32 protein-coding genes are annotated in these 24,014 nt (G+C 58.7%); 16 read left to right on the top strand and 16 right to left on the bottom strand.

The window, feature by feature from the left end; genetic code table 11:
- A partial coding sequence (locus AC2FJ5_RS19705) for a GH25 family lysozyme (RefSeq protein ID WP_496794361.1) occupies window positions 1–329 on the top strand: 329 nt, incomplete at its 5' end.
- A 133-nt stretch (window positions 330–462) separates the two neighbouring features.
- On the opposite strand, the gene trmD is transcribed toward AC2FJ5_RS19705, so the two are convergent.
- From trmD to AC2FJ5_RS19650, 11 genes are all read right to left on the bottom strand, one after another.
- Window positions 463–1,272: a tRNA (guanosine(37)-N1)-methyltransferase TrmD gene (gene trmD, locus AC2FJ5_RS19700; protein WP_496794360.1), complete on the bottom strand. Its 810-nt coding sequence runs from the start codon at window positions 1,270–1,272 to the stop codon at window positions 463–465.
- A complete protein-coding gene (locus AC2FJ5_RS19695; RefSeq protein WP_496790014.1) occupies window positions 1,269–2,084 on the bottom strand; it encodes a hypothetical protein in 816 nt (271 codons plus the stop codon). Before AC2FJ5_RS19695 ends, trmD begins: the two co-directional genes overlap by 4 nt.
- Window positions 2,084–2,587 (bottom strand): ribosome maturation factor RimM, encoded by a 504-nt coding sequence (gene rimM, locus AC2FJ5_RS19690; RefSeq protein ID WP_142639298.1) that lies wholly within the window; start codon window positions 2,585–2,587, stop codon window positions 2,084–2,086. Before rimM ends, AC2FJ5_RS19695 begins: the two co-directional genes overlap by 1 nt.
- A complete protein-coding gene (locus AC2FJ5_RS19685) occupies window positions 2,580–2,729 on the bottom strand; it encodes a hypothetical protein (RefSeq protein ID WP_185956731.1) in 150 nt (49 codons plus the stop codon). Before AC2FJ5_RS19685 ends, rimM begins: the two co-directional genes overlap by 8 nt.
- 4 nt (window positions 2,730–2,733) lie before the next feature.
- A complete protein-coding gene (gene bluB / locus AC2FJ5_RS19680) occupies window positions 2,734–3,369 on the bottom strand; it encodes a 5,6-dimethylbenzimidazole synthase (RefSeq protein ID WP_496794359.1) in 636 nt (211 codons plus the stop codon).
- Between the two features lie 12 nt (window positions 3,370–3,381).
- Window positions 3,382–3,768 carry a 30S ribosomal protein S16 gene (gene rpsP / locus AC2FJ5_RS19675; RefSeq protein ID WP_496794358.1) on the bottom strand — a complete coding sequence of 129 codons (387 nt, stop codon included), beginning with the start codon at window positions 3,766–3,768 and terminating at the stop codon, window positions 3,382–3,384.
- Between the two features lie 42 nt (window positions 3,769–3,810).
- Window positions 3,811–4,107, bottom strand: coding sequence for a chorismate mutase (locus AC2FJ5_RS19670; protein ID WP_142639150.1), 297 nt, complete (start codon window positions 4,105–4,107; stop codon window positions 3,811–3,813).
- On the bottom strand, window positions 4,104–4,655 hold the full coding sequence (locus AC2FJ5_RS19665; RefSeq protein WP_496794357.1) for a GNAT family N-acetyltransferase: 552 nt from the start codon (window positions 4,653–4,655) through the stop codon (window positions 4,104–4,106). The genes AC2FJ5_RS19670 and AC2FJ5_RS19665 overlap by 4 nt, the downstream gene beginning before the upstream one ends.
- Window positions 4,652–5,206, bottom strand: a complete 555-nt coding sequence (locus tag AC2FJ5_RS19660; protein ID WP_496794356.1) for a GNAT family N-acetyltransferase — start codon at window positions 5,204–5,206, stop codon at window positions 4,652–4,654. The genes AC2FJ5_RS19665 and AC2FJ5_RS19660 overlap by 4 nt, the downstream gene beginning before the upstream one ends.
- On the bottom strand, window positions 5,207–6,703 hold the full coding sequence (gene ffh / locus AC2FJ5_RS19655) for a signal recognition particle protein (RefSeq protein ID WP_281995861.1): 1,497 nt from the start codon (window positions 6,701–6,703) through the stop codon (window positions 5,207–5,209).
- 206 nt (window positions 6,704–6,909) lie between these two features.
- Window positions 6,910–7,428, bottom strand: coding sequence for a hypothetical protein (locus AC2FJ5_RS19650; RefSeq protein WP_496794355.1), 519 nt, complete (start codon window positions 7,426–7,428; stop codon window positions 6,910–6,912).
- Window positions 7,429–7,516: 88 nt separating this feature from the next.
- Between AC2FJ5_RS19650 and AC2FJ5_RS19645 the strand changes: the two genes are divergently transcribed.
- Window positions 7,517–8,047: a prolyl-tRNA synthetase associated domain-containing protein gene (locus AC2FJ5_RS19645; RefSeq protein ID WP_271951446.1), complete on the top strand. Its 531-nt coding sequence runs from the start codon at window positions 7,517–7,519 to the stop codon at window positions 8,045–8,047.
- Here the strand turns inward: AC2FJ5_RS19645 and AC2FJ5_RS19640 are convergent, their stop codons facing one another.
- Together AC2FJ5_RS19640 and AC2FJ5_RS19635 are read right to left on the bottom strand one after the other, a co-directional pair.
- Window positions 8,048–8,788, bottom strand: a complete 741-nt coding sequence (locus AC2FJ5_RS19640) for an aspartate/glutamate racemase family protein (RefSeq protein WP_496794362.1) — start codon at window positions 8,786–8,788, stop codon at window positions 8,048–8,050.
- Window positions 8,789–8,854: 66 nt separating this feature from the next.
- Entirely contained in the window at window positions 8,855–9,436 is a 582-nt protein-coding gene (locus AC2FJ5_RS19635) for an FMN-dependent NADH-azoreductase (protein ID WP_496794354.1), read from the bottom strand.
- A gap of 117 nt (window positions 9,437–9,553) precedes the next feature.
- Here AC2FJ5_RS19635 and AC2FJ5_RS19630 point away from each other — a divergent pair, with 117 nt between their 5' ends.
- The 4 genes from AC2FJ5_RS19630 to AC2FJ5_RS19615 all read left to right on the top strand — a co-directional run bounded on the left by AC2FJ5_RS19630 (window position 9,554) and on the right by AC2FJ5_RS19615 (window position 12,189).
- Window positions 9,554–10,432 (top strand): LysR family transcriptional regulator, encoded by an 879-nt coding sequence (locus tag AC2FJ5_RS19630; protein WP_496787682.1) that lies wholly within the window; start codon window positions 9,554–9,556, stop codon window positions 10,430–10,432.
- Complete coding sequence (locus AC2FJ5_RS19625; protein WP_496790019.1) at window positions 10,429–11,343, top strand: DMT family transporter; 915 nt, start codon at window positions 10,429–10,431, stop codon at window positions 11,341–11,343. The genes AC2FJ5_RS19630 and AC2FJ5_RS19625 overlap by 4 nt, the downstream gene beginning before the upstream one ends.
- Window positions 11,344–11,412: 69 nt before the next feature.
- Window positions 11,413–11,676, top strand: coding sequence for a hypothetical protein (locus AC2FJ5_RS19620; protein ID WP_496794353.1), 264 nt, complete (start codon window positions 11,413–11,415; stop codon window positions 11,674–11,676).
- Between the two features lie 9 nt (window positions 11,677–11,685).
- Window positions 11,686–12,189, top strand: coding sequence for a universal stress protein (locus AC2FJ5_RS19615; protein WP_281995864.1), 504 nt, complete (start codon window positions 11,686–11,688; stop codon window positions 12,187–12,189).
- 5 nt (window positions 12,190–12,194) lie between these two features.
- On the opposite strand, the gene AC2FJ5_RS19610 is transcribed toward AC2FJ5_RS19615, so the two are convergent.
- On the bottom strand, window positions 12,195–12,527 hold the full coding sequence (locus AC2FJ5_RS19610) for an ArsR/SmtB family transcription factor (protein ID WP_142639170.1): 333 nt from the start codon (window positions 12,525–12,527) through the stop codon (window positions 12,195–12,197).
- 83 nt (window positions 12,528–12,610) lie between these two features.
- Here AC2FJ5_RS19610 and AC2FJ5_RS19605 point away from each other — a divergent pair, with 83 nt between their 5' ends.
- From AC2FJ5_RS19605 to AC2FJ5_RS19575, 7 genes are all read left to right on the top strand, one after another.
- A complete protein-coding gene (locus tag AC2FJ5_RS19605) occupies window positions 12,611–13,522 on the top strand; it encodes a DMT family transporter (protein ID WP_496794352.1) in 912 nt (303 codons plus the stop codon).
- 184 nt (window positions 13,523–13,706) lie between these two features.
- Complete coding sequence (locus AC2FJ5_RS19600) at window positions 13,707–14,039, top strand: AtpZ/AtpI family protein (protein WP_496702945.1); 333 nt, start codon at window positions 13,707–13,709, stop codon at window positions 14,037–14,039.
- Window positions 14,040–14,041: 2 nt separating this feature from the next.
- Window positions 14,042–14,800 carry a F0F1 ATP synthase subunit A gene (locus tag AC2FJ5_RS19595; protein WP_142639176.1) on the top strand — a complete coding sequence of 253 codons (759 nt, stop codon included), beginning with the start codon at window positions 14,042–14,044 and terminating at the stop codon, window positions 14,798–14,800.
- Between the two features lie 48 nt (window positions 14,801–14,848).
- Window positions 14,849–15,073 (top strand): F0F1 ATP synthase subunit C, encoded by a 225-nt coding sequence (locus AC2FJ5_RS19590; protein WP_005981269.1) that lies wholly within the window; start codon window positions 14,849–14,851, stop codon window positions 15,071–15,073.
- An 86-nt stretch (window positions 15,074–15,159) separates the two neighbouring features.
- The gene (locus tag AC2FJ5_RS19585; RefSeq protein ID WP_271951428.1) at window positions 15,160–15,711 is read left to right on the top strand and encodes a F0F1 ATP synthase subunit B'; all 552 of its coding nucleotides are present in this window, start codon (window positions 15,160–15,162) and stop codon (window positions 15,709–15,711) included.
- Window positions 15,712–15,716: 5 nt separating this feature from the next.
- Entirely contained in the window at window positions 15,717–16,277 is a 561-nt protein-coding gene (locus tag AC2FJ5_RS19580; protein WP_496690334.1) for a F0F1 ATP synthase subunit B, read from the top strand.
- A gap of 177 nt (window positions 16,278–16,454) precedes the next feature.
- A complete protein-coding gene (locus AC2FJ5_RS19575) occupies window positions 16,455–17,315 on the top strand; it encodes a glycosyltransferase family 2 protein (RefSeq protein WP_496692181.1) in 861 nt (286 codons plus the stop codon).
- Here the strand turns inward: AC2FJ5_RS19575 and AC2FJ5_RS19570 are convergent.
- Window positions 17,312–17,806, bottom strand: a complete 495-nt coding sequence (locus tag AC2FJ5_RS19570) for a metal-dependent hydrolase (protein ID WP_496698464.1) — start codon at window positions 17,804–17,806, stop codon at window positions 17,312–17,314. The genes AC2FJ5_RS19575 and AC2FJ5_RS19570 overlap by 4 nt on opposite strands.
- On the bottom strand, window positions 17,806–18,576 hold the full coding sequence (locus AC2FJ5_RS19565) for an FCD domain-containing protein (protein ID WP_142639185.1): 771 nt from the start codon (window positions 18,574–18,576) through the stop codon (window positions 17,806–17,808). Before AC2FJ5_RS19565 ends, AC2FJ5_RS19570 begins: the two co-directional genes overlap by 1 nt.
- Window positions 18,577–18,726: 150 nt before the next feature.
- Here AC2FJ5_RS19565 and AC2FJ5_RS19560 point away from each other — a divergent pair, with 150 nt between their 5' ends.
- The 3 genes from AC2FJ5_RS19560 (at window position 18,727) to AC2FJ5_RS19550 (ending at window position 23,965) form a co-directional block, all read left to right on the top strand.
- Entirely contained in the window at window positions 18,727–19,917 is a 1,191-nt protein-coding gene (locus tag AC2FJ5_RS19560; RefSeq protein ID WP_496794351.1) for an aminotransferase-like domain-containing protein, read from the top strand.
- A 44-nt stretch (window positions 19,918–19,961) separates the two neighbouring features.
- Window positions 19,962–20,369, top strand: a complete 408-nt coding sequence (locus AC2FJ5_RS19555; protein WP_496794350.1) for a hypothetical protein — start codon at window positions 19,962–19,964, stop codon at window positions 20,367–20,369.
- Between the two features lie 140 nt (window positions 20,370–20,509).
- Complete coding sequence (locus tag AC2FJ5_RS19550; protein ID WP_496794349.1) at window positions 20,510–23,965, top strand: chromosome segregation SMC family protein; 3,456 nt, start codon at window positions 20,510–20,512, stop codon at window positions 23,963–23,965.
- Window positions 23,966–24,014 lie beyond the last annotated feature (49 nt).

Raw genomic sequence — 24,014 nt, 5'->3', positions numbered from 1 at the left:
AGACCTGCACCCTGCGCCCCGATGGTGCGACGGTCCGGGCCGAGGCTCAACGGTTCCTGGATATCCTCGAACGCCACTATGGGCGCCGTCCGATCGTCTATACGACGGTGGATTTCTATGGTGATACGAATATCGGGCGGCTGCCCAAGACCGAGTTCTGGTTGCGTTCGGTCGCCGGTCATCCGCGAAATGTGTATCCCAAAGCGGTGTGGCGGCTCTGGCAATACACCGGCACCGGGCTGGTGCCCGGTGTTCAGGGGAGGGTTGATATCAATGTCTTCAACGGGCCACCGGAAATCTGGGCGCGCTGGAAATCTGGTAGCCCTTAGACTTTGGGCACCCCATAGGTTTCGATGGTGTCGCCCACGACGAAGTGATCAAGCCTGCATTCGCGCTTTTCCCCCCCGAATAATTCTGCAACCGGGACCGCTCAGCTGCGGGGCTCATGTCACACGGGGGATGTCAGTCAGACGTCTCTTCCTGTTCACCCAGATAGGCCTCCCACAGATCGGGTCGCCGTTCGCGGGTGATCTGTTCGGACATATCGTGACGCCATTCGGCGATGCGACCATGATGGCCTGACATCAAAATCTCGGGGATTGGGCGGCCTTTCCATTCGGCCGGGCGGGTGTACTGGGGGTGCTCAAGCAGGCCCGACGAAAAACTCTCTTCTTCGGCCGAGGCCTGATTGCCCAGAACGCCGGGGATCAGACGCACCGTGGCGTCGATCAGCGCTTGCGCGGCAATCTCGCCTCCGGTCATCACGAAATCCCCTAGCGAGACCTCTTGGACGCCGTAATGCTCCAGCACCCGTTCATCAACACCTTCAAACCGCCCACATAGCAGGGTCATGCCATTACAGCGCGCGAGGTTCTGCATCATGCACTGGTCCATGCGGCGACCGCGCGGGCTAAGGTAGATCAGAGGCCAGTTTCCTTGCGCCTCGGTCATCGTGTGCTCGATTGCTTCGCCCAATACATCTGAGCGCAACACCATCCCCGCTCCGCCGCCGGCCGGGGTGTCGTCCACATTGCGATGCTTGCCGACACCGAACTGACGCAGGTCAACGGTTTCCAGCTGCCACAACCCTTCTTGCAGGGCTTTTCCAGTCAGGCTTTCGCCAAGAACTCCGGGAAAGGCCGACGGAAACAAGGTGATGATCTTGGCCTTCCACACCCCATGCAAATCGGGCGTGGGCGTAAGCAGTTCGCGCGGTTTCAGCGTAGGACGGATCGCCTTGCGACCATGAGATTTCGGGGACGTATCAGTCATGATGTACCAATCAGGTCTGTCTGCGCGCGTTCAATCACGGCAGTCTTTTGCGCAACCAGAGCCGCTTCGTCCAGGCGCGAACGGTTCAGTTCCAGCAACTCGGACAGGACGTCTTCGGGGAGCCGGGTATTGACCTGAGTCGGAGGCACCAGAAGGTTGGCCTTTTCACGCGACAGGTCCATAAATTCGGCAAAGGGGTCGCCAGGTCCAAGCCGTCGCAGTTGCAAATCTTCCAGCCATTCAGTCGTAACAGAGACGGAAGGCAGCTTTTCCTTGATGCGGCTGACGGTGTCTTGCAGCGGGGGCAGGTGGTCCAGGTTGTCGCGAAAGGTTTCAAAGTCAAAAACCTGTCGCATCCGTTCCAGATCATGTGCCCACAGGCTGCGCAACCAGCCTCCGCGCTGGCGCAGAGACAGGTATATCGTGATCTCAACCTCTTGCCCTGAAAATCGCTGGCGAATTGAATCCACCAGACAGGCAGCCAGATCGGGGGCCGCAGCATAGCCTTGGTCGATATTGCGGCTGGGCCTGAGGCCGGCGAAGTTTTCTTCGCTCAGGATCAGTCCCCGCTTGTCGCCGAAATCCAGGCTGTCCAGAAATTCGCGCAACTGACTGCCAAACTCGGAGAGGGTTCCCACTGTTCCATAGACGGAATGGTTGGTGGCCGCGCGGGACAGGCCGGAATTGCGGGTGCGATACGGTAGGACCAGCGCAAAATGCGGCCAAATCAGCTCGCGATTTTCATAGAGGAAGGATTGCGCTGCTGTTGTGCCAGTTTTGTGCAGGCCCAGATGCAGCAGGACCCGACGCATCAGATCAGCCCTTCGGGCGGGTCGGCGACGATGCGGCCCTGTTCCAGATCAACTGTTGGAACCGACTCGAGTGTGAACGGTAGCAAAACAGTGGCATTCAGGCCCGGCCCGTGCAATTCCAACAGGTCCGCTGCACCGTGGTTCTGGACAGATTTAACCTGACCCAGCAACGCGCCCCCTGTGTCATAGACCGCAAGCCCGATCAGATCTGTGTGGTAGAACTCGTCATCAGGTAGCGAAGGCAACTGATCGCGCCGCGCAAACAGGCGCAGCCCCTTCAGGTCATCTGCCTGTTCCTTGGTTTCAACTCCGCCCAATCTGGCGGCAAAGCCATTCTTGATCGGACGAGTCAGGACCAGCGGATAGCGTTCCGCGCCCTGCTCATCCGTCAGCGGCGAATAGGCTTCGATATCCTCAGGGATCGCGCAATAGCTTTTCAGGCGCACTTCGCCGCGCACCCCGTATGAGCCCGCAACACTTCCTACGCAGATCAGGTCATTCATTTGGTCCATCCACCGTCACACATAGCCCGTCTTGCCATAACCCGCGTGCCTCACACGCTTCGCGCTGGTTCGAGCGTTCGAAAAACACGCCCACAATAAAGGCGATCATCAACAGGATAGGAAGCCGTAATAGTCCGAACATATGTCTATCGTACCTCCACAAGCAGGTTGTCGTCGCGGAATTCCCAGCCAGATTGCTGCAACTCGGGGGTTTCCGAGTGCTTCTCGGGCCATCCGACACAGAAGTAACCGATCAACCGCCAGCTATCCGACACGTTCAGATCACGCGCCATTTGTTCTGGGTCCAGAATAGACACCCATCCCAAACCCATCCCTTCGGCCCGCAGCGCAAGCCAGAACAGCGTGACAGCCGAGACCACGGAATAGCGCCGCATCTCGGGCATCGAACCTGCACCCAAACCGCGCCCCTTGTCGGTGGAATCGTCGCAGAACACGGCCAGCTGCACCGGTGCTTCCTGCATTCCCGTCAGTTTCAGCTGACTGTAGAGCTGCGCATTGTCGCCCGAGTATCCCTTTAGGGCCTGGGCATTCGCCGCCTGAAAGTTCTTTAGCGCAGCCTCACGCGCGGCGGTACTTTCGACTCGGACCACACGCCAAGGCTCGCTGAGCCCAACAGACGGCGCCAGTCGAAATGCGTCGAGGCAGCGCGTCAGCACTGCCTCGTCCACAGCTTCGTCGCGAAACCGGCGCACATCGCGCCGGAGCCGCAACAACAGATCGAACTGCGCGCGAAAATCGTCGGTAAAGGTCTGATCCCGCACGCGCCGCCCTGCTTACTCTTCTGCTGCTTCTTCAGCAGGCGCAGCAGCAGCTTCGGCAGCTTCAGCGGCCTTTGCAGCTTTTTCTTCCGCGCGTTCCTGAGCTTTCTTGCCCGGGGTACCCTTGTTGGGGTTGCTACGCTCAGCTTTTTCCTTGGCGCCGGCTGCTTCCAGCATGCGGGCGATCCGGTCGGTGGGCTGGGCGCCCTGGTCCAGCCAGTACTGGATGCGCTCCATGTCCATTTTAACGCGCTCTTCGTTGTCTTTCGGCAGCAGCGGGTTGTAGGTGCCCAGCTTTTCGATGAAACGGCCGTCGCGCGGCATGCGGCTGTCGGCAGCCACGATGCGGTAGAAGGGACGCTTTTTCGAGCCGCCGCGGGCGAGACGAATTTTCATTGCCATGGTGGTATCTCCTTTAGATGGCGTGTGCCGGGAACGGCCCGGTCAATTCTGGTGTTTCTTATGGTGTCGGATGACTTCCTGAATGATGAAATTCAGAAAAGCCTTGGCGAAATCGGGGTCAAGATCGGCCTCTTTCGCCAGGTCTTCTAACCGTGCGATCTGCGCAGCTTCGCGCGTGGGATCGGACGGGGGAAGGTCGTGTGCCGCTTTCAGTTTGCCAACGGCTTGTGTGTGCTTGAACCGCTCGCCCAGTGTGTAAACCAGAATCGCGTCCAAGCGATCGATGCTTTCGCGGTGGTCCTTGAGCAACGCGGCAGCCTGAGTCACGGGATTGGTCATTGGCCGGTCCTTTCGGTGGTCAAAGCAGGTTCGGATAAATCGAGCGTGGGATGGCGCCAGACCTGGCAGGGCTTGCCCATCACTTCGCCTTCGCGCTCGAAGCTAGCCCCCATACGCTCGGCCAAGGCACGAGAGCGCGTGTTTTCATGCGCGATATAGCTGATGACGCCATTCAAACCCTGTTGGCGTGCAGCATAGTCGCGAGCTGCAAGGGCTGCCTCGAAAGCCAGACCTTTGCCTTCCGCCCCTTCCATCAGGGTCCAGCCGAGTTCGGGTTCGTCCCAGCCAGGTACATCAATGATGCCAACCCCGCCAACAAAGCGACCGCTGGATTTCTCGGTCAGATGCCAAAGGCCGTAGCCTTTCAGCGCCCAGTGACCCAGACGTGTTGCCAGAGAGCTCCAGCTGCCCACATGATCCCGCGGACCGCCAACCATATGGCTGCGCTCGGATGCATAGAAGGCAGTCAACTCAGGCAGGTCATCCACATGCGGGGCCCGCAGAACAAGGCGTTCAGTTTCGATGATCGGGATGGAGAACGTCGTCATGCGTATGCCTCCACTCCACCGTTCTCAAGGTCTGATGGAGCCGGGTGCCGCCAAACCTGCATCTCGCCATAGGCCGGGTGTTTATAGATGCTGTCAAACCGCGCACCCAATCGTTCGGCCACGGCTCTGCTCGCCAGATTGTCGGGGTCGATCAGAGAAATAGCAGTATCCCAGCCCAGTACGTCATAGGCATATGTCCGTGCTGCGAGCGCCGCCTCGGTCGCGTATCCTTTGCCTGTTGCGCTGCTCATCAGTGTCCAGCCGATTTCCGGCTCAGGCCAGCTATGCGGAAACCACAGCCCTACATGGCCGATGTATTTGCCGGCGCCTTTTTCCTCTACCGCCCAATACCCATAGCCGCGAAGGGTCCAGTGACCCAGCAGTAGGGCAAGTGTCCGCCATGTCTCATCCGCACGCTTGGGACCGCCGACGAATTTCGATGCGTCACTGGCAAAGAATGCTTCCAGCGCGCTGAAATCGTCCTCGCACGGGGCGCGCAGGATCAGGCGGTCAGTCTCAAGCCGAGGGATATGAGGTGCAGCGGCGGTCATTTACTTCTTTTTGCCAAATCCGCTGAGGCCCGGAGGCAGGGCCATGCCTCCGCCCATTCCGGGCATCTTGCCACCCATCGCTTTGGCCGCCTGCTCCAGCGCTTTGGGGTCCATGCCTGCCGCCATGTCTTCTGGCGAGGGGCCGCCTTTGCCAAACATGCCCTTCATGGCCTGTTTCAGCATCTTGCCTTTGCCCATCTTGCCCATCTTCTTCATCATGTCCGACATCTGCCGGTGCATTTTCAGCAGCTTGTTGAGGTCGCTGACCTCCATACCGGAACCCGCCGCGATACGTTTCTTGCGGCTGGCTTGCAGCAGTTGCGGGTTGGCGCGTTCACGCTTGGTCATGGATTGGATCAAGGCGATCTGGCGCTTGAGCACCTTATCATCCATGCCCGATTCTTCGACCTGTTTGGCCATCTTGCCCATGCCGGGCATCATGCCCATCATGCCTTGCATGCCGCCCATCTGGATCATCTGTTCCAGCTGCATCTTCAGGTCGTTCATGTTGAACTGACCTTTGACCATGCGCTTCATCATGCGCTCGGTCTGTTCGATCTCCATCGTTTCCTGGGCCTTTTCGACCAAGGCAACGATGTCGCCCATTCCCAGAATACGTCCTGCAATCCGGTCCGGCTCGAACGTCTCAAGCGCGTCCATCTTTTCGCCCAAGCCCACAAAGCGGATCGGTTTGCCGGTGACCGCGCGCATCGACAGCGCCGCACCGCCGCGCCCGTCGCCATCCATCCGGGTCAGAACCACGCCCGAGATACCGACCTTGGCTTCGAATTCCTCGGCGACCTCAACGGCGACCTGACCGGTCAGACCGTCGACGACCAGCAGGGTTTCGCGCGGGTCGACCGCGTTGCGAACCTGCTCGACCTCGTTCATCAGCACTTCGTCGATGTGCAGACGGCCCGCGGTATCGAGCATATAGACGTCATAGCCACCCAGCGTCGCTTGCTGCTTGGCGCGTTTGGCGATGTCGACGGGCTTCTGGCCGGGAACAATCGGCAGCGTATCGACGCCGACCTGCGTGCCCAGAACGGCCAGCTGATCCATCGCCGCCGGGCGATAAACATCCAGCGAGGCCATTAGGACCTTCTTGCCCTCTTTCTCTTTCAACCGTTTGGCAAGCTTACCGGTTGTCGTAGTCTTACCCGAACCTTGCAGACCGACCATCAAGATCGGGGCAGGCGGGTTGTCGATTTTCAACGCACCGGGATCATCCTCACCGCGCAGCACGTCAACCAACGTGTCATGCACGATCTTGACGACCTGCTGGCCGGGGGTGATCGACTTGGTCACCGCTTGTCCGGTGGCCTGATCCTGTACCTTCTTGACGAATTCCCGCGCGACCGGCAGCGAGACGTCAGCCTCAAGCAAGGCAACCCGTACTTCGCGCAGGGCGGTCTTGACGTCCTCTTCAGACAGCGCACCCTGTTTGGTCAGCCGGTCAAAGACGCCAGAGAGGCGTTCGGATAGATTTTCAAACATGCCTGCGGCCTCCTTAGCCAGTTTTGATGTGGCACCACCTATCTAGGAAGCACCGGTTAAATTCGCAATTTCCCTCGCACGCACGGATAAACGTGCAAGCCTGCCAAAAGGAATTGCCCCCACGGGCGAAACTCGCTGGTGGGGGGCGATCCCTGAACGACTCAAGGGACCGGAAGATCTGAGGCTTCCGGATGTTGGGCAGGGATTTAAGCTGAACGGCTAGCGGTGTCAACCTTGCGCGCAGGAAGCCAGTTATTGACCGCATCAACCAGCCGATGCGCACCACGACCGTTCGAGAACGCTTCGACGATGGGATGACGTCCCGCGCTCATCCCCTTGTCCAATATTAGCACAGGGCGATAGAGGGTGGATGACCCCTTGTCGCTTCTAGATATCGTGCTTTCAATCTCCGCATGGGATAGGTTTGAAAGCACATGCTCGACAGTATCATAGCCAAAGACCGACTGCCTGCGGATCATGATGCGATCTTGGCTTCGGTCCAGGATGACCTGAACACGGCGCACAAAGGCGCAGAATGCGCCGACGCCCATTCCGCCGCCGAACAGTGCAAAGAAGATGCCGAACAAGATGCCCTCACCGCCTTCGCTGGCCAAGAACAGGCCTGCGCCGACAAATGCCAGAATGAAGAAGACCAGCATGATGCCGATAAACCAAGGGGTATCGGAAAGGATCAACTGGTTAGAGGAATTGCGCGTCACTTTCATGGCGGCACGCTAGCACCCGTTTTGCGGTTTGTCTCGGCTTGAAATCGTGCCCGTGTTGGGCGATGAGCGAGGTAGACAGGAGGTTCCCATGGACGCATCATCCGCTTTTCAAGACACATTGCCGCTCAGTTCCGATGGGCTGTTGGCGCAGCTGGATGCGTGGGGCCTGACCTATAGGCTGCATACCCACATCCCGCTGCGCACGGTTGAGGATGCGAAAGGCGTCGAAGATCAGTTTCTTGTGCCGGGTGAGCGTACCCTGCGCCTCAAGAACCTCTATCTGCGCGATAAGAAAAAGCGGAACTATCTGGTGACGCTGGAACAGAGCCGCGACATCGACCTCAAGGCGCTGGGCGCCGAGCTGGGTGTCGGCAGCCTGTCCTTTGGCTCGGCGGATCGGCTGTTGCAAAACCTCGGCATCCGCCCTGGGGCTGTCAGCCCGCTGGCGATGATCAACGGGGTGCAGAATGATGTACGCTTTTACATGGATGCTGCCGCACAACAGGTCGATGTGATCAACATGCATCCCTTGGTCAACGACCGCACAGTTGCCATATCGCGCGCTGATTTGATGGCCTTCTTCGATCGGATTACATGCGCGGTGAACTGGCTGCCCTGATCAGGGCACTAACGCTTCGTCCAGGGCCGCGGCCACATGTGCAGCGGACGGGTTGATGAACAGATGCCCGTCAGCCTCGAACACAGGGTCGTCCAGATGATCGGGAAAGGCCAGCGGCAGTTCCGTGCAGGCCAGAAGGATTGCGGTTCCGGGTTCGGCATGCCGGTTACAAAAGGCCAGCAGGCGCGCACGGGCGCTTTCTGACGCGCCGCCGTAGAAATCACCGTCGATCATCGCTTGCATCTTTGCAATTTCGCTTTCGGGCAGGCGGGCGTTTGCGCTGATGCCAATCTCGCCCAGCTTGTTGGCATAGTGCGTCGCCTGCATCGTTACCGTGGTGCCCAGAACCAGCGCGCGCGTGGCGTCTGTCGAGGCCGTAACCTCGGCGGTTGCATCGAAGATGCTGAGAATGGGCATCGTAACGCCCTGTCGGATTGCATGCAGCCGCGCGTGGGGTGTGTTCGAGGCGATAATCCCAAAGTCACAGCCAGCGGCTTCAAGAGTTAACAAAGCTTCCCGAAATACAGCATCAAATCCGGTCCAACTGCCCTCATCGCCAGCGACGCCGCGTAGGGCACGGGTTTTAGCCTGGGTCACGGACTCGATGGTCATGGGTGGGATGGGCAGAGGGGATCCATGCCCGCGCTGGGCGAAAAACCGCCCCGCGCCTTCGGCAATCGCCCGGTAATAATCAACGGTCGAGGCCCAGCCCACGCCGCCCAGAATGCCGATCTTTTTCATTGCGTGCGTCCAGTCTGCCCATTTGGTATCCAGGACAGACTGGACGCTTTCTGAGGTGAAGGTCAATCAGGCTGCCAGTTGCGAAACCGCATTTCGTGCATTGCTGAGAGAACCTTCGGCATCCAGCGCCAACTGGTCGGCGGCGACGATTTCCACGTCATGAATACCGATAAAGCCAAATACATGCTTGGCATAGGTGGTGGCAAAATCGACATCAGACCCGACAGCTGTGCCACCCGACGCCACGGCTAAAACCGCGCGCTTTCCATCCAACAGGCCTTTTGGACCGCTTTCGGAATACGAAAAGGTCACTCCGACGCGGGCAATCAGGTCGATCCAGGCTTTGAACGCCGCGGGCACCGAGAAATTGTAGATCGGCAGGCCTATGACAAGCGTATCGGCCTGCTGCAGTTCAGTTACCAGCTCGTCAGACAGGGATAACTGGTCCTGTTGCATGGCACTGCGCTGATCGGCAGGGGTGAAATTTGCGCTGACCCAGGCTTCGGTCAGCAGCGGCAGAGGTGTGGCAAGGTCGCGGCGAATTATGCGGTCAGCGCCCAGGTGATTGACGATGCGTGCCGACAGGTCACGAGTGGTCGAGCCTTCGCGGCGGGCCGATGCGTCGATATGCAGGATAGTTTTGGTCATGGTTCAATTTCCTTTGGTGTACAGGATGTGTCTTGGCCCGATATGAGCGTTGCGCGAGCGAACAAAACTCTGGTAAGTCAACAGGGTCTGTTAGAATTTGCACAATGGAAAACCGCAGTGGACAACTGGGACGAGGTAAGAACCGCCTATCAGGTGGCGCGTATGGGAACGGTCAGTGGCGCGGCCGAGGTCCTGGGTGTGCATCATGCCACCGTCATTCGCCACATTGATGCAATTGAGGCCCGGCTGGCGGTCAAGCTGTTCCAGCGCCATGCGCGCGGCTATACCCCGACCGAAGCCGGAGAGGACCTGTTGCGTGTGGCACAGGCGACTGAGGATCAGTTCAATCAACTGATCGGCCGTATGAAGGGTCGGGGTGATGACGTGTCGGGCGAGTTGGTCGTGACGTCGCTGTCCTCTCTGGCATCTCTGGTGGTGCCGGTTCTTGCCGAGTTTCAGCGACGGCACCCGGAACTGATCGTCCGGTATCTGACCGGTGATCGGCTGTTTCGTCTGGAATATGGCGAAGCGCACGTGGCGATCCGTGCCGGGTCAGCGCCTGATCAGCCCGACAACGTGGTTCAGCCCTTTATGAAGCAAGAGGTCGGGTTATACGCCAGCACCGATTATGTCGCGCTGCACGGCAAGCCTGGCAGCCTCGATGACTTTGCAGATCATTCTTTCATCAGTACCGATGACGAAAACAGCCGAGCGCCGTTTTCCCGCTGGTTGCGCCAGACCGTGCCAGCCGAGCGCATCACCTTCCGTTGTACCAACAACTTCTGTATCCGCGAGGCGGTCCTGTCCGGCGCGGGTATCGGTTTCATGCCACGTTGGTCAGCTGCAGGAGATCCGAACCTGGTCGAAGTGATCGACCCGATGCCGGAGTGGTTTGGTGATCTGTGGCTTGTTACCCATGTGGATCTGCATCGCACGACCAAGGTGCAGGCCTTTCTGACCTATCTGAAAGAGCAATCCAAGAGCTGGGCAAAATGAGTCAACAGGCGCGTGGCCATCTGGCCATGCTGATTTTTTCGGCCCTGGTTGCAGGGAGTTTCTCGCTGGGGTCACTGATCGCCAATCAGATCGCGCCCGAAGCCATTACCGCGGCCCGGTTCGGCATCGCATCCGTGGTGATTGGGGGTGCCGCCCTTATGACCACCGGTCTGCCGCGCAGCGCGGCACAAGCCCCGTGGCGCTATTTGGTTCTGGGCGGAGTATTCGCGGCCTATTTCGTGTTGATGTTCTACGGGTTGAAAACTGCACCGCCTGTCAACGCGGCAGCGGTCTTTACGCTGACTCCTGTTATGGCCGCATTCGCCGGTTGGATCTTGTTGCGCCAGATCACCACACCAAGGATGGCGCTTGCACTGACCCTTGGGGCAGTCGGGGCGCTGTGGGTGATCTTTCGCGCCGATTGGCAAGCCGTGCGCGCGTTCGATATCGGGCAGGGGGAAATCATCTATTTCTGGGGCTGTGTCGCGCATGCTTTGTATACCCCCCTTGTACGCAAGCTGAACCGTGGAGAGCCTGCAGTGGTGTTTACCTTTGGTACGCTTCTGGCGGGATGCCTAATGCTGACGATCTACGGGTGGTCCGAGATCCGTGCTACCGACTGGGCGAACCTGCCAGCGATAGTCTGGGTGGGTTTGATTTATGTTTCGGTCTTTGCAACCGCGGCCAGTTTCGTGCTGGTTCAGTATTCAACGCTGCGCCTGCCATCGGCAAAGGTGATGGCTTATACTTATCTGGTTCCCAGTTGGGTCATTCTGTGGGAAATCTCTCTGGGGCAGCAGGCGGTTGGCCCTGTCGTCTATTTTGGTGCCGGTCTGACGATCCTGGCCCTGGTTTTGCTGCTGAAATCCGAGGAGGACAAACCCGCGCGTCCTTTGCCGCAAGCCGATTGAACTTGTGAAACGACCAAATTGTGTCAGGCTTGGCCCTAGACCAGAATATGAAACGTCCAAGGGGACGACATGAAACCAGTTCTTTCCATAATGATATTGGTGGCTTGCGGCGCCTGTGCCGGGTCATCTGAAACGGATTTACAAGCCAGTTGCGAGGCGCTGGTCGCAGCCGAAACTGGAACGCGGCCCGGGGATGTTCGGGCATTGTCCACCGATACCGAACCGGGCGGGTCGGTCACGACGGTTTCCGTTACCGGGGCCCAGGCCCCGTGGCTGTGTCGGGCGGACCCTTCGGGGGGCGTGACCGGTGTTGAATACAGTCAGGAAGGCTAGCCCGTTTCAATGTTTGACCAAGCGGGCGACGGTGTTGAGGCAGATCAAGGCCTGGCACCCTCTGGTTTCTCTATGCTTCAGGCCAAGGAGGAACGTCCCATGTACAGTCATATCATGATCCCGGTTGATCTTCATCTGCCACCCGAGGTGCGCAAGGCCGCCAAAGTTGCAGCAGCTATAGCCGAATGGCAGGGGGCCAAGATTACTTTGGTCAGTGTCACCGGCACCCAACCGGGTGACCCTGTTCAGTCAGATGCTGCGATTGACAAGAACCTACGTGATTTTGCCAAACAGTTGGCTGAAAGCAGCGGGACCGAAGTGGCGTATCGCAATATCCATTCGGTTGATGTCGCCGCCGAAGTTGACGGTGACCTGACACGAACTGCCGAAGAAATCGAAGCTGACCTTATCGTCGTCGGCACCCATGCGCCGCGTATTACCGACTATATATTCTCGAGCCATGCGGGGTATCTGGCGAAACATGCCAGTGTCTCTGTTTTTGTAGTCAGGTAGGCGGATCATTCCTCGGCTGCGGGCAGTTCAACCTCAAGAAATCGTTCGAACGCGTCCAGATTGACCGGCTCGAACTGCCCGAACCCTTGCATCCAGACGGATGCGGATCGCAGCGCGTCAGGCTCCAGCTTGCACCACTTCACCCGTCCGCGCTTTTCTTGGCTGATCAGACCGGCTCTGGTCAGGATCACCAGGTGTTTTGAAATCGCGGCAAGCGACATCTCGAACGGTTCGGCGACATCCGTCACCGCCATGTCATCCTCCAGCAGCATCGCAAGGATGGCGCGGCGTGTGGGGTCGGCAAGGGCCGCAAAAACTGTATCAAGATCGTTGGACATACTCCTTTCCTAAAGCGCAAGAACCGGTTTGACAATTTTCGGTATGAGGTCACTGTGCCCCGGCATGTGTTTCGGGGGTTGGGATGTCACTAAAATACTGGCTGGTGATTTGTATTCTTGGCATCGGCTGGGGCATGTCCTTCATGTTTAATGCCATTTTGCTGCGGGAACTTGGGCCGCTTTCGGTGTCGATGGGACGGGTTGCATTTGGGGCGCTGGGGTGCTGGGTCTATGTGATCGGGGCGCGATTGCCAGTCAATCTGACACTGGCACGTGCGTTTGGGTTGTTGGGATTTGGTGCGCTCAGCTATGCCGCGCCCTTTGCCTTCTATGCGCTTGGGCAACAGCATATCGCTTCGGGTGTGGCAGGGATCGTCAATGCAACGACACCGGCCTTTGCCGTCATTGTTTCGCATTTCTGGCCCGGAAGTGAACGTGCCACCCTGTTAAAGTCTCTGGGCGTGGTTTGCGGCTTCACCGGTATCGTTGTGCTGTCCCTGCCTGTATTGGGCGGTGGCGCGTCGTCCGAATTTTGGGCGATCCTTCTGACACTTTGCGCACCGATCTGCTATGCGTTCTCAGTCAACATCGCGCGGGCCTTCCGGGATATGCAGCCTGTGGTTCTGACCGCCCTTGCATTGACGGGTGCTACGCTGGCCATCACGCCCTTGGCGCTTTGGCAAGAAGGACTACCCCACATAACCCAGGCCGAGACTTGGGCCTCGCTGGCGATGATCGGGTTTGTGCTGACATCCGCCGCCTTTATCGCGTTCTACTGGTTGCTGCCCAAAGTTGGCCCGACCAATATCTCGACAGTGACATTGATTGCGCCTGTTTCGGCGCTGGTGCTTGGAACATGGGTGCTGGGGGAAACCCTGCGGCCCGAGCATCTGCTGGGAATGGCAGCGATCTTCTCCGGTCTGCTTCTGATCGACGGGCGCGTGATCAGACGTATCTGGCAGGGGGTGTCGGGCAAAGATCAACCAAAAGGTTGAATATGCGGATTCCGTACCTTTGTACCCGCTTCCTGTGGTTCGGGCTGATCACGCCTATGCTGACTCAGAAAAAATACCTTTAAAAACAATAGATTAAAGTGCGGCAATTCGGGCTGCCAACGCCGTTGACTCTGCGCTCTCCGCCCCTTAGCACCGTGCCCAAGACTGTACGAGGGAAACGCCCGTGACTGATGATGACCAAAAGCAGCGTATGGCGCAGCTTGAGGCTAAGATCACGGCGGCGAAAAAGGCCAAGTCAAAGCCTGAGACCCGTGCGGACGCCGATTATTCGGGAGGCGAGCTTGCCTGGCGGATGGTCATCGAAATGGTATCCGGTCTGGGGATCGGATTTGGCATCGGATACGGGCTGGACAGCCTGTTCGGGACAATCCCGATCTTCCTGGTGCTGTTCACATTGCTGGGTCTGGTCGCCGGGGTAAAGGTTATGCTCCGCAGCGCACAACAGGCGCAAGAGAAACAGATGGCCGACAAGGCCGACGAAGACGAGAGGGACTGAACGTGGCAACTGAGACCACCGCAGCAGAAGGCAGCAGCCTGGTTTTCCATCCGATGGATCAGTTCATCGTCAAACCGCTTTTTGGCGACGGTGCGATTGCTTGGTACACGCCCACTAACGTCACTCTGTGGCTGTTTTTCGCAATTCTCGCCGTGATTGGCCTGCTGGTGCTCAGCACGTCCAAGCGCGCCATTGTCCCGACGCGCATGCAGTCGGTGGCCGAACTGGCCTATGGCTTTATCTACAAGATGCTTGAAGACATCTGCGGCAAGGATGGCGTCAAATACTTCCCTTATGTCATGACCCTGTTCATGTTCATCGTGACCGCGAACTTCCTGGGTCTGATCCCGACCTCGTTCACAACCACATCGCATTTCGCCGTGACCATCCCACTGGCGCTGGCCGTGTTCCTGACTGTGACCATTCTGGGTTTTGTCAAGAACGGCGCCGGGTTCCTGGGCCTGTTCTGGGTCTCCAGCGCGCCGCTGGCGCTGCGCCCGATCCTGGCGATCATCGAGCTGATCTCGTATTTCGTGCGCCCGGTCAGCCACTCTATTCGTCTTGCCGGTAACGTCATGGCAGGCCACGCGGTTATCAAGGTTTTCGCAGGCTTCGCCGCGATTGCCGTGATCTCGCCTGTGTCCGTTCTGGCGATCACCGCAATGTACGGTCTTGAGGTCCTAGTGGCCTTTATCCAGGCCTACGTATTCACCATTCTGACCTGTGTATATCTGAAGGATGCACTGCATCCGTCGCACTAAGGTCCGATACCCAAACATCGAAACTTCCAATTCGTAAGGAGAAACATCATGGAAGGCGATCTCGCACACATCGGCGCAGGCCTGGCAGCAATCGGTTCCGGCGCAGCCGCAATCGGGGTGGGCAACGTAGCAGGCAACTTCCTGGCTGGCGCTCTGCGCAACCCTTCGGCGGCTGCTTCGCAGACCGCAACCCTGTTCATCGGTATCGCATTTGCAGAAGCCCTGGGGATCTTTGCATTCCTAGTTTCGCTGCTGCTGATGTTCGCCGTCTAATCTGCGGAACCTGATCCTTACGCGCAGGTGGGCCCAAGCCATAGCGGCCCGCCTGTTGTAAAGACAACGTTCCGACGGAGGACATCATGGCGACAGAACCCGTATACGAAGAGGTGGCTGGCACCTGCGTTGACTCTCATGGGTCGGCGATTGGTATGCCTCAGCTTTGCTTCGATTGGTTCCCCAACCAGATTTTCTGGCTGGTCATCACGCTGGTCGTCATCTTTCTGGTCCTGTCCCGCGTGGCTCTGCCCCGCATCGCGGCAATCCTGGCGGAACGTCAGGGGACCATTACAAATGACCTGGCTGCGGCCGAAGATCTAAAGGCCAAAGCGGTCGAGGCTGAAGAGGCCTATAACAAGGCGCTGGCCGATGCCCGTTCTGAGGCACAGCGTATCGCTGCCGAAGCACGCGCCGAAATCCAGTCTGGTCTGGATGACGCGATTGCCAAGGCAGATGCTGAAATCGCTGCAAAAGCGGCTGAATCGGAAAAGGCTATTGCCGACATCCGTGCAGGTGCGCTGGAAAGCATTCAAATCGTTGCCAAGGATACGGCAGTAGAACTGGTTACCGCTCTGGGTGGCGAGGCTGATGCCAAAACCATCAACGGTGCGGTTGACGCGCAGACAAAAGGATAAGTGACATGCGGAACACTCTTGCCCTTATCCTGACATTTGTTGCCGCCAGCCCCGCGCTGGCCGCAAGTGGCCCGTTTTTCTCGCTTGGCAACACCGACTTTGTGGTTCTGCTGGGCTTCATCGTTTTCATCGCAGTCCTGTTCTACTTCAAGGTCCCGGGCATGATCGGTGGAGCGCTGGATAAGCGTGCCGAAGGCATCAAGTCCGAACTGGACGAAGCTCGCGCCCTGCATGAAGAAGCGCGCAGCCTGCTTGCCTCGTACGAGCGCAAGCAACGCGAGGTTCAGGGTCAGGCGGATGCCATCGTGGCCGCCGCAAAGGAAGATGCGGTTCTGGCAGCTGAGCAAGCCAAGGTCGATCTGGAGAAATCCATCGCGCGCCGTCTGGCGACCGCGCAGGATCAGATCGCTTCGGCTGAAGCGTCGGCTGTCAAGGAAGTCCGCGATCAGGCCATCACCGTTGCTATTTCTGCAGCCAATGCTGTGCTGGCCAAGCAGATGACCGCCGCGCAGGCCAACAAGCTGATCGACGCATCCATTGTGGATGTGAACGAAAAGCTTCACTAAGACAATTCCGGCCCGGCAGCACATCTGCCGGGTCCGGACATTGGGCTGCGAATATCGCACCCCGCTTCCCGATTTGACCGGGGACCGATTGTCTGCGTTACATATTCGGAAACACTCCAACCAATTTTGCGCCCGTGCGACGGCATTTGCCGAAACCGGACTGGATAAGAGCCCTTTATGACCGAATTGCCGACGATCAGTGTCGTTATTCCCAACCTGAACTGCGTCGATTTCATCGAACGGACAATCCTCTCTGTGCTTGAGCAGGAATATCCCAAGCTGGACCTGATCCTGTCGGACGGCGGTAGCACCGATGGTTCGATGGAGGTGGTCGAAAAGTACCGCGATGCGTTTTCACATATCATCTCGGGCCCGGATACCGGGCAGGCCAACGCTGTAAACAAAGGCTTTGCAGTGGCCACGGGCGACGTAATGGGTTGGATCAATTCGGACGATGTTCTTATTCCCGGCGGCCTTGCCACGGTAGGATCGCTGTTTGCGTTGAACAAAAACATGAATTGGATGACCGGGCGGGTCACGTGCATTGACGAAGAAGACAATGTCCTGACTGTACGGCGCCCAAAGCCCGTTTCACGGGTAAGACTGCTTGCCGGGGACTATCAGTGGGTTCAGCAGGAATCGACCTATTGGCGGCGTGACCTTTGGGATCAGGTCGGGGGCCAACTAAACGAGAACCTCAAGCTTGCCGTCGACGGAGAGCTATGGCTGCGGTTTTCGCGACATACCGATTTGGTGCCCGTGCATGCTCAGGTCGGGGCTTTCCGGTTCCGCAAGGGCCAGCGGTCCGAAGCGGCTGAGGCTTACCATTCGGAAATGCTTCAGGCGATTGAAGTCGAGCGTCAGGCGCAGAGCCGGTCGGATGACCTGATCGGGGCGATATTGGACACGCCGTTGGAATTGCGCTCTCGGACCGAAGCTGAAGGGTTGTTTCCGTCGCTGTACAGTCAGGACCCGAAGGCAATGAAACGGCCAAATTTGTGGGTTCACAGTCTTAAGCGGCGGCTGAACGGAATTTAACCCTCAAGGCCCTGCTGTTTCTTGCGCCTGCTGGTCCACCACACATAGGCCGCCAGGAGAGTGATTGCGATTTCGATCTTGAAGGTCCAATGGCTTAGAAAAGACAAAATCCAATGAGAATGCGTGGCCTGAACAACCACCAGCGGGTGGGTGAATTCGAAAATTGGCCAAGCCCATGCCACTTCGCCAACAATCGAATCCAAGGTCATATGCACCAGACCCCCGGCGCCGAAGGCTGCAGTAATGAGTCCTGCGCGCGGGAATCTTAGCCGCAGCAGCAGGCCGAGCGTCAGGATGCCGAGCCAAAGCAGAGGGCGGTGTGTGAGGTATTCGTGATGGTGGTGGCTGCGATTGTCTACGAAATAGAACCACAGCAAATCGATATCTGGGGCGATGGAACCAATCATCGCAGCGGCAAACGCAGCTTTATCCAATCCGGGCGTCGCAGTGCGAAAGACCAGATACGCACCAGGTAGGTGCCCAATGAACATCAGTGCTGTCCTGTCTCATGGTCCAGGCGCTGCTGCGCAATGGCTTCGTTCCGCAGGGCTTTCTGGTGGTCTTCCATGCAGATACGAACGAAGCCCAGATGCTCCTGGACTGCAACGCGCGCCGCCTCAGGGTCGCGAGCCTGCAGCGCTGAATTGATTTCCCGGTGCTGATCCAGAATGGCGTCTCGCGTCGTACGCTGCCGGAACATCATCTGCCGATTGTAGAAGACACCCTGTCGTAGCAGGTCAAACATCGACCGCATCATATGCAGCATGACCACGTTGTGACTGGCCTCAATGATGGCCATGTGGAACTGCGCATCCAGATGGGCCTCTTCCTCGGCCGCATTGCGGGCATGGGCGGCTTCCATCTTGTCAAAGATCGCCTGTACGACCTTCAGGTCGCTTTCCGACCCCAGTCTTGCCGCGCGTTCTGCTGCAAGCCCTTCCATGTCCCGGCGGAAGGACAGATAGTCGAAAACCGCCTCGTCATGGCTGCTGAACAACCGGATCAGAGCCGGTGAAAAAGCCGAGCCTAAGACTTCGGCAACATAGATTCCTGACCCCGCCTTGGCTGTCAGCAAACCCTGATGCTGAAGATCAGAAATCGCTTCGCGTAGTGAGGGGCGTGAAACGCCCAGACGGTCGGCCAGTTCCCGTTCTGCAGGCAAACGTTCTCCGGGGCGCAGGATCCCGCGCAGAATCAGCAACTCGATTTGTTTGACCACCGCAATGGACAGCTTTTCAGTTTGGATCTTTTGGAAGGGCATGGCGGCGCGTTTTCGAAATTGGTCAATTCATATGACCACGTATCCGGGCCTGGTTCAAGCAGGGGGGTGGAGTTGAATTTAGGTCAGCAATATTGACATTATAAAATTTGCACCTAGGGTGGGTCGCAACAGGGCAGGAGGAGGCCAAGGATGACCCAGAATCTGTTTGCAACGCGGGCGTCCCGGATGAAAGCATCGGAAATCCGCGAGTTGTTGAAACTTCTTGATCAGCCGGGAATCATCTCGTTCGCGGGCGGCATCCCAGACCCAAACCTGTTTCCCACCGAGGCCTTTGCCCAAGCTTGTCAGGCCGCTTTGAGTGCTGGGCCGCAGGCGCTGCAATATTCAGTCAGCGAGGGCTATGTTCCATTGCGCGAATGGCTTGTGCAGCATATGCGCGAGATCGGCGTCGATTGTAGTGTCGATAACATCCTGATCACCTCGGGATCGCAACAGGCCTTGGATTATCTGGGCAAGCTCTATTTGTCGCCAGAGGATACTGCGTTGATCGGCTGGCCGACCTATCTGGGGGCGATCAACGCCTTTGATGCCTACGAGCCCCGGTTCGACCGTCTTATGCTTAACGGCAATAGAGGTGCCGCCGAATATTCCGAAGCTGCTGGCGAGGGCGCGGTCAAATTCGCTTATCTGTCGCCTGATTTCGCAAATCCAACCGGTGAGACCGTTGACCTGCGTGGTCGAGAATACCTGCTGAATCTTGCCGATGATCTGAATATAGCGGTGATCGAGGACGGCGCCTATCAGGCTCTGCGCTATGAAGGAGATGCCATCCCTCCGGTTTTGGCGTTAGAACAGGCGCGAAAAGGGTCGATCGAGGCCTGCCGTACGATCTATTGCGGTAGCTTCTCGAAAACGCTGTCTCCCGGTTTGCGCGTTGGCTGGGTGGTGGCCGCCAAGCCCATTATCTCGCAACTGGTATTGGTCAAGCAGGCGGCGGATTTGCATTCGCCCACGTTGAACCAGATGGCGGTTGAGCAGGTTGCCCGCGCGCATTTTGACACGCACATCCCGCTTTTGCGCCAGACCTATGGTGCCAGGCGCGATGCTATGCTGGATGCGTTACAACAGAACATGCCCGATGGCGTTCAGTGGACGCATCCCCAGGGTGGTATGTTCATCTGGGTGACTCTGCCTACTGGTATGAACGGGGCAGACCTGCTGGCCCGTGCGCTCGACACAGTGAAACTGGCCTTTGTACCGGGTCGGGCCTTTTTCGCAGATGGCTCGGGCGCCAATACGATCCGGTTGAGTTTCTCGAACTCGGATGAGGATACGATCCGCGAAGGTATTCGCCGCTTGGGAATAGTACTTAGGGCCTGAGCGAAGGAAAGGTTCTGTTAACCAGTTTTGGCAATGATGCGGATATGATCCGGATTTTGTCTTTTCTGATGCTGGCAGCATGTTCGGCCGGGACCCCTCACTTTCGCGATGTTCAGGCGACGCGTATCGCTGTGAATGGCAGCGTATTTGATGTTCGCGTGCGCGGAGATCTGGCCGAAGCCGTTCGGGTTAATTCGGAATACGCTCCGCGTCTTGGCCCGATCCGCGAACGAGCGGCCATGGCGATGGCTCAGGTCTCGGGATGCCCGATACTGGATGTCCTGGGCGACGCGGCCGTGACCGTTGGCGTTTTGGGTTGTGACCGCGCCATGGGCAAGCGGTTGCTGCTGACGGCGGTTTCAGTCCCGAATTACGAATGCATTGATACCGGGCTGTTTCAAGACCTTGGTGACGGCGACGGCTATCAGGTCTTTGAGTGTACAGCCTACTGAATCGCGCTTTTTCTTGCGGATTTAGGCAAGATGTTGTGGATAAGTGGGCCATATATCCCATATCCTGCGCGACTCCGTTGACTCACCCCCAATCCGTTGCGCAGACTTCGAAGGTATAGGAATCACGGGACCCATTGCCTTTGCGCTTTAGCAAACTCAAACTCACCGGCTTCAAAAGCTTTGTTGATCCGACCGATCTGATTATCGCGGATGGGTTGACCGGTGTTGTGGGGCCTAATGGTTGTGGCAAATCCAATCTGCTGGAAGCTCTGCGTTGGGTGATGGGGGAAAACCGACCCAAATCCATGCGCGGTGGCGCGATGGAAGATGTGATTTTCGCCGGGGCCGCCACGCGGCCGGCCCGCAATTTTGCCGAAGTTGTGTTAACCATGGACAACTCCGAGCGGCTCGCGCCCTCGGGTTTCAATGACAGCGACCAGCTTGAGATTGTCCGCCGCATCACCCGAGATGTCGGCAGCGCCTATAAGACCAATGGCAAGGATGTGCGGGCGCGTGATGTGCAGATGTTGTTCGCCGACGCGTCAACGGGTGCACATTCTCCGGCGCTGGTCGGACAGAACCGCATTGCCGAACTGATTAACGCCAAACCCCGCTCTCGCCGCCGCATTCTGGAAGAGGCGGCCGGAATTTCGGGCCTCTATCAGCGCCGACACGAGGCCGAGTTGAAGCTGAAAGGTACTGAGGCCAACCTGACCCGTGTCGATGACGTGTTGGAACAGCTGGGCGGACAGCTCGCGCAGTTGGCCCGTCAGGCGCGTCAGGCCGCCCGCTATCGCGAAATCGGAGAGCAGCTGCGCCAAGCCGAAGGCATGTTGCTCTATCGTCGCTGGAAAGAGGCCGACATGGCCCGTCAGCAGGCCGAGGAAAAGCTGCGCGAACGCCTGACCGAGGCGTCGCGCGCCGAAGCCGAAGCACGCTCTGCCGTCGCCAATCGGGCCGAAATCGAAGAAACCCTGCCGCCCCTGCGCGAGGAAGAGGCCATTGCCGCCGCCGTCCTGCAGCGCCAACAGGTGCAGCGCGATCAGCTGTCGGATCAGGAAACCCGCGCCCGTCAGACGATTGAGACATTGACCAATCGCATTCAGCAGCTTGGTAACGATATCGAGCGCGAGGCCGGGCTGAACCGCGATGCGGGGCAGATGATCGAACGGCTGGAATGGGAAGCTCGTGAATTGGCCAAAGCTGCCGATGGCCACGACGAAAAAGTCGCCGAGGCAGCCGAGGTCGCGCGCGAAGCGGCCTCTGTCCTGCAAGACCGCGAAGACCACTTGTCACAAGAGACTGAGGATATGGCGCGTCTGGTTGCGCGCCACCAGTCCGGCCAGCGATTGGTCGACGACAGCCGCAAAACGCTGGCCAGGTCGGAAGGTGAAGAGGAAAAGGCCCGCGCAGCGGTGGATGAGGCGAAAACAGCCCTGACCCGCGCCGCCGAGGCATTTGAGGCCGCGCAAGAGGGTGAAGAAGAGGCTCGCGAGACCTCTGAAGCCGCCGAAGAGGCACTGGCCGCCGCTGACGAGTTACGCAATGAAACCCAGGGCCGCGAGGCCGAGGCGCGTGCGAAAAGATCCGAAGCTGAAGGTGAGCTGGGTGCGATCCGCGCCGAGACCACAGCTCTGGCCAAGCTGGTTGAACGGGATACCGCAGAAGGCGGGCAGGTGCTCGACATGCTGCGCGTGGAACCGGGCTATGAAAAGGCGTTGGGTGCTGCGCTTGCCGACGATCTGAGGGCGCCGTTGGTCGAGGGCGACGGGCCATCAGGCTGGGTTCCGGTGGCGGGTTACGATGCCGATCAATCGCTGCCCGATGGGGCCGAACCACTGGCCTTGCATGTATCCGGTCCTGATCGCCTCAGCCGCCGGATCGCGCAGATTGGTTTGGTCGATGCGGATCAGGGCGCGCGGTTGCAGGCATCGTTGAAGCCGGGCCAAAGGTTGGTGTCGCGTTCCGGCGATCTGTGGCGGTGGGACGGGTTCCGTGCCTGGGCCGAGGATGCGCCAAGTGCGGCCGCCCTGCGGCTTGAACAGCTCAACAAACTTGAGGCACTGAAACAGGAACTGGCCCGGACCGAGGCGCAGGCCGACGGGGCCCGCGCCGCGCACGAGACGCTGTCGCAACAACTGGCCGACGTGACCGAGGCTGACCGCCGCGCCCGCGAGGCACGCCGCGCCGCCGATCAGCGCATGGCTGAAACCGCGCGTCTGCTCAGCAGGGCCGAGGCCGATCGCAATCTGGCGCAGGGCAGGCTGGAAACGCTGGCGCTTGCCGTTGATCGCCACAAAGAGGATGCGATGTCCGCCCGTGCCCAACTGCGCGAGGCCGAGGGCGCCTTAACCGGTCTGGGCAATCTCGACAATGCCCGCGCGCAGGTCGAAGACATCAAACAGACGGTCGAGGCGGCGCGGATCACGATGCTGACTCACCGCTCGTCCCATGACGAGCTGCGCCGCGAGGGCGAGGCCCGTACCCGCCGTACACAAGAGGTCACCAAGGACCTCAGCGGTTGGCGGCACCGCCTGGACAGCGCCGAAAAGCGGATCTCGGAACTGGCCGAGCGCAAGGAAAGTTCCGAGGAAGAGCTATCCGAAGCGATGGCTGCTCCGGGCGAAATCGCCGAGGCGCGTGAAGAGTTGAACGAATTGATCGAAACTGCCGAAGCCCGCCGGGCCGAAGCCGCCGACAAGCTGGCTGCCGCCGAGTCCCGCCAGCGAGAGATTGTGCTGGCTGAGCGCGAAGCGGAACGTTTGGCTTCGGAAGCGCGCGAAAGCCGCGCCGCTGCTGAGGCGCGCTGTGATGCCGCCAAAGAGGCCGTATCGGCAGCGGCCGAGCGTATCGCTGAGGATCAACAGCTAACCCCGAACCAGTTGCTGAATCAGCTGGATGTGAATCCCGACCAGATGCCGGCTGCCGATGCTCTTGAGGCCGAGGTCAACCGCCACAAACGCCAGCGAGATGCGATGGGCGCGGTAAACCTGCGTGCCGAAGAGGACAGCAAAGAGGTTCAGGAAGAATTCGACACGCTGAACGGCGAAAAGGCCGATCTCGAAGAGGCGATCAAAGCGCTGCGCAGCGGCATCTCCAGCCTCAACCGCGAAGGACGCGAACGGCTACTGACCGCGTTTGAACAGGTGAATTCGAACTTCGCCATGTTGTTCAAGCATCTCTTTGGCGGTGGCGAGGCCAATCTGGTCATGGTCGAAAGCGACGACCCGCTGGATGCCGGCCTTGAAATCATGTGCCAGCCGCCGGGCAAGAAATTGTCGACGCTCAGCCTGCTTTCGGGTGGTGAACAGACCCTGACCGCGACGGCCCTGATCTTTGGCGTCTTTCTGGCGAACCCGGCTCCGATCTGTGTTCTGGACGAGGTCGATGCTCCGCTGGATGATGCCAACGTGACCCGGTTCTGCGACCTTCTGGACGAGATGTGCCGCCAGACCGACACACGGTTCCTGATCATTACCCACCACGCGGTGACCATGGCGCGGATGGATCGTCTGTTCGGCGTCACCATGCAAGAACAGGGTGTCAGCCAGCTGGTCTCGGTTGATCTGAAGAAAGCCGAACAGATGGTCGCCTGACCTCTCACTGCAACGTTATGAGCGGTTTCGTAAGAATTGGGTTAGGCTG

This window comes from Ruegeria sp. CDSA221, assembly GCF_059611825.1.
The sequence above is the reverse complement of the archived record's forward strand: the minus strand, read 5'-3'. Positions and strand labels throughout refer to the sequence as shown.

Excerpts from the sequence above, each read along its gene's own strand:
- trmD (WP_496794360.1), bottom strand. The coding sequence starts at position 1,272 with ATGACTGATACGTCCCCGAAATCTCATGGTCGCAAGGCGATCCGTCCT.
- AC2FJ5_RS19640 (WP_496794362.1), bottom strand. The coding sequence starts at position 8,788 with ATGAAAAAGATCGGCATTCTGGGCGGCGTGGGCTGGGCCTCGACCGTT.
- AC2FJ5_RS19565 (WP_142639185.1), bottom strand. The coding sequence starts at position 18,576 with ATGCCCTTCCAAAAGATCCAAACTGAAAAGCTGTCCATTGCGGTGGTC.
- rpsP (WP_496794358.1), bottom strand. The coding sequence starts at position 3,768 with ATGGCAATGAAAATTCGTCTCGCCCGCGGCGGCTCGAAAAAGCGTCCC.
- AC2FJ5_RS19665 (WP_496794357.1), bottom strand. The coding sequence starts at position 4,655 with ATGACGACGTTCTCCATCCCGATCATCGAAACTGAACGCCTTGTTCTG.
- AC2FJ5_RS19660 (WP_496794356.1), bottom strand. The coding sequence starts at position 5,206 with ATGACCGCCGCTGCACCTCATATCCCTCGGCTTGAGACTGACCGCCTG.
- AC2FJ5_RS19585 (WP_271951428.1), top strand. The coding sequence starts at position 15,160 with ATGGCGACAGAACCCGTATACGAAGAGGTGGCTGGCACCTGCGTTGAC.
- AC2FJ5_RS19650 (WP_496794355.1), bottom strand. The coding sequence starts at position 7,428 with ATGAAAGTGACGCGCAATTCCTCTAACCAGTTGATCCTTTCCGATACC.
- AC2FJ5_RS19570 (WP_496698464.1), bottom strand. The coding sequence starts at position 17,806 with ATGTTCATTGGGCACCTACCTGGTGCGTATCTGGTCTTTCGCACTGCG.
- AC2FJ5_RS19635 (WP_496794354.1), bottom strand. The coding sequence starts at position 9,436 with ATGACCAAAACTATCCTGCATATCGACGCATCGGCCCGCCGCGAAGGC.
- ffh (WP_281995861.1), bottom strand. The coding sequence starts at position 6,703 with ATGTTTGAAAATCTATCCGAACGCCTCTCTGGCGTCTTTGACCGGCTG.
- AC2FJ5_RS19645 (WP_271951446.1), top strand. The coding sequence starts at position 7,517 with ATGGACGCATCATCCGCTTTTCAAGACACATTGCCGCTCAGTTCCGAT.
- AC2FJ5_RS19555 (WP_496794350.1), top strand. The coding sequence starts at position 19,962 with ATGATCCGGATTTTGTCTTTTCTGATGCTGGCAGCATGTTCGGCCGGG.
- AC2FJ5_RS19580 (WP_496690334.1), top strand. The coding sequence starts at position 15,717 with ATGCGGAACACTCTTGCCCTTATCCTGACATTTGTTGCCGCCAGCCCC.
- AC2FJ5_RS19610 (WP_142639170.1), bottom strand. The coding sequence starts at position 12,527 with ATGTCCAACGATCTTGATACAGTTTTTGCGGCCCTTGCCGACCCCACA.
- AC2FJ5_RS19615 (WP_281995864.1), top strand. The coding sequence starts at position 11,686 with ATGTTTGACCAAGCGGGCGACGGTGTTGAGGCAGATCAAGGCCTGGCA.
- AC2FJ5_RS19670 (WP_142639150.1), bottom strand. The coding sequence starts at position 4,107 with ATGACCAATCCCGTGACTCAGGCTGCCGCGTTGCTCAAGGACCACCGC.
- AC2FJ5_RS19590 (WP_005981269.1), top strand. The coding sequence starts at position 14,849 with ATGGAAGGCGATCTCGCACACATCGGCGCAGGCCTGGCAGCAATCGGT.
- AC2FJ5_RS19685 (WP_185956731.1), bottom strand. The coding sequence starts at position 2,729 with ATGTTCGGACTATTACGGCTTCCTATCCTGTTGATGATCGCCTTTATT.
- AC2FJ5_RS19605 (WP_496794352.1), top strand. The coding sequence starts at position 12,611 with ATGTCACTAAAATACTGGCTGGTGATTTGTATTCTTGGCATCGGCTGG.
- AC2FJ5_RS19695 (WP_496790014.1), bottom strand. The coding sequence starts at position 2,084 with ATGCGTCGGGTCCTGCTGCATCTGGGCCTGCACAAAACTGGCACAACA.
- AC2FJ5_RS19575 (WP_496692181.1), top strand. The coding sequence starts at position 16,455 with ATGACCGAATTGCCGACGATCAGTGTCGTTATTCCCAACCTGAACTGC.
- AC2FJ5_RS19560 (WP_496794351.1), top strand. The coding sequence starts at position 18,727 with ATGACCCAGAATCTGTTTGCAACGCGGGCGTCCCGGATGAAAGCATCG.
- AC2FJ5_RS19620 (WP_496794353.1), top strand. The coding sequence starts at position 11,413 with ATGAAACCAGTTCTTTCCATAATGATATTGGTGGCTTGCGGCGCCTGT.
- rimM (WP_142639298.1), bottom strand. The coding sequence starts at position 2,587 with ATGAATGACCTGATCTGCGTAGGAAGTGTTGCGGGCTCATACGGGGTG.
- AC2FJ5_RS19625 (WP_496790019.1), top strand. The coding sequence starts at position 10,429 with ATGAGTCAACAGGCGCGTGGCCATCTGGCCATGCTGATTTTTTCGGCC.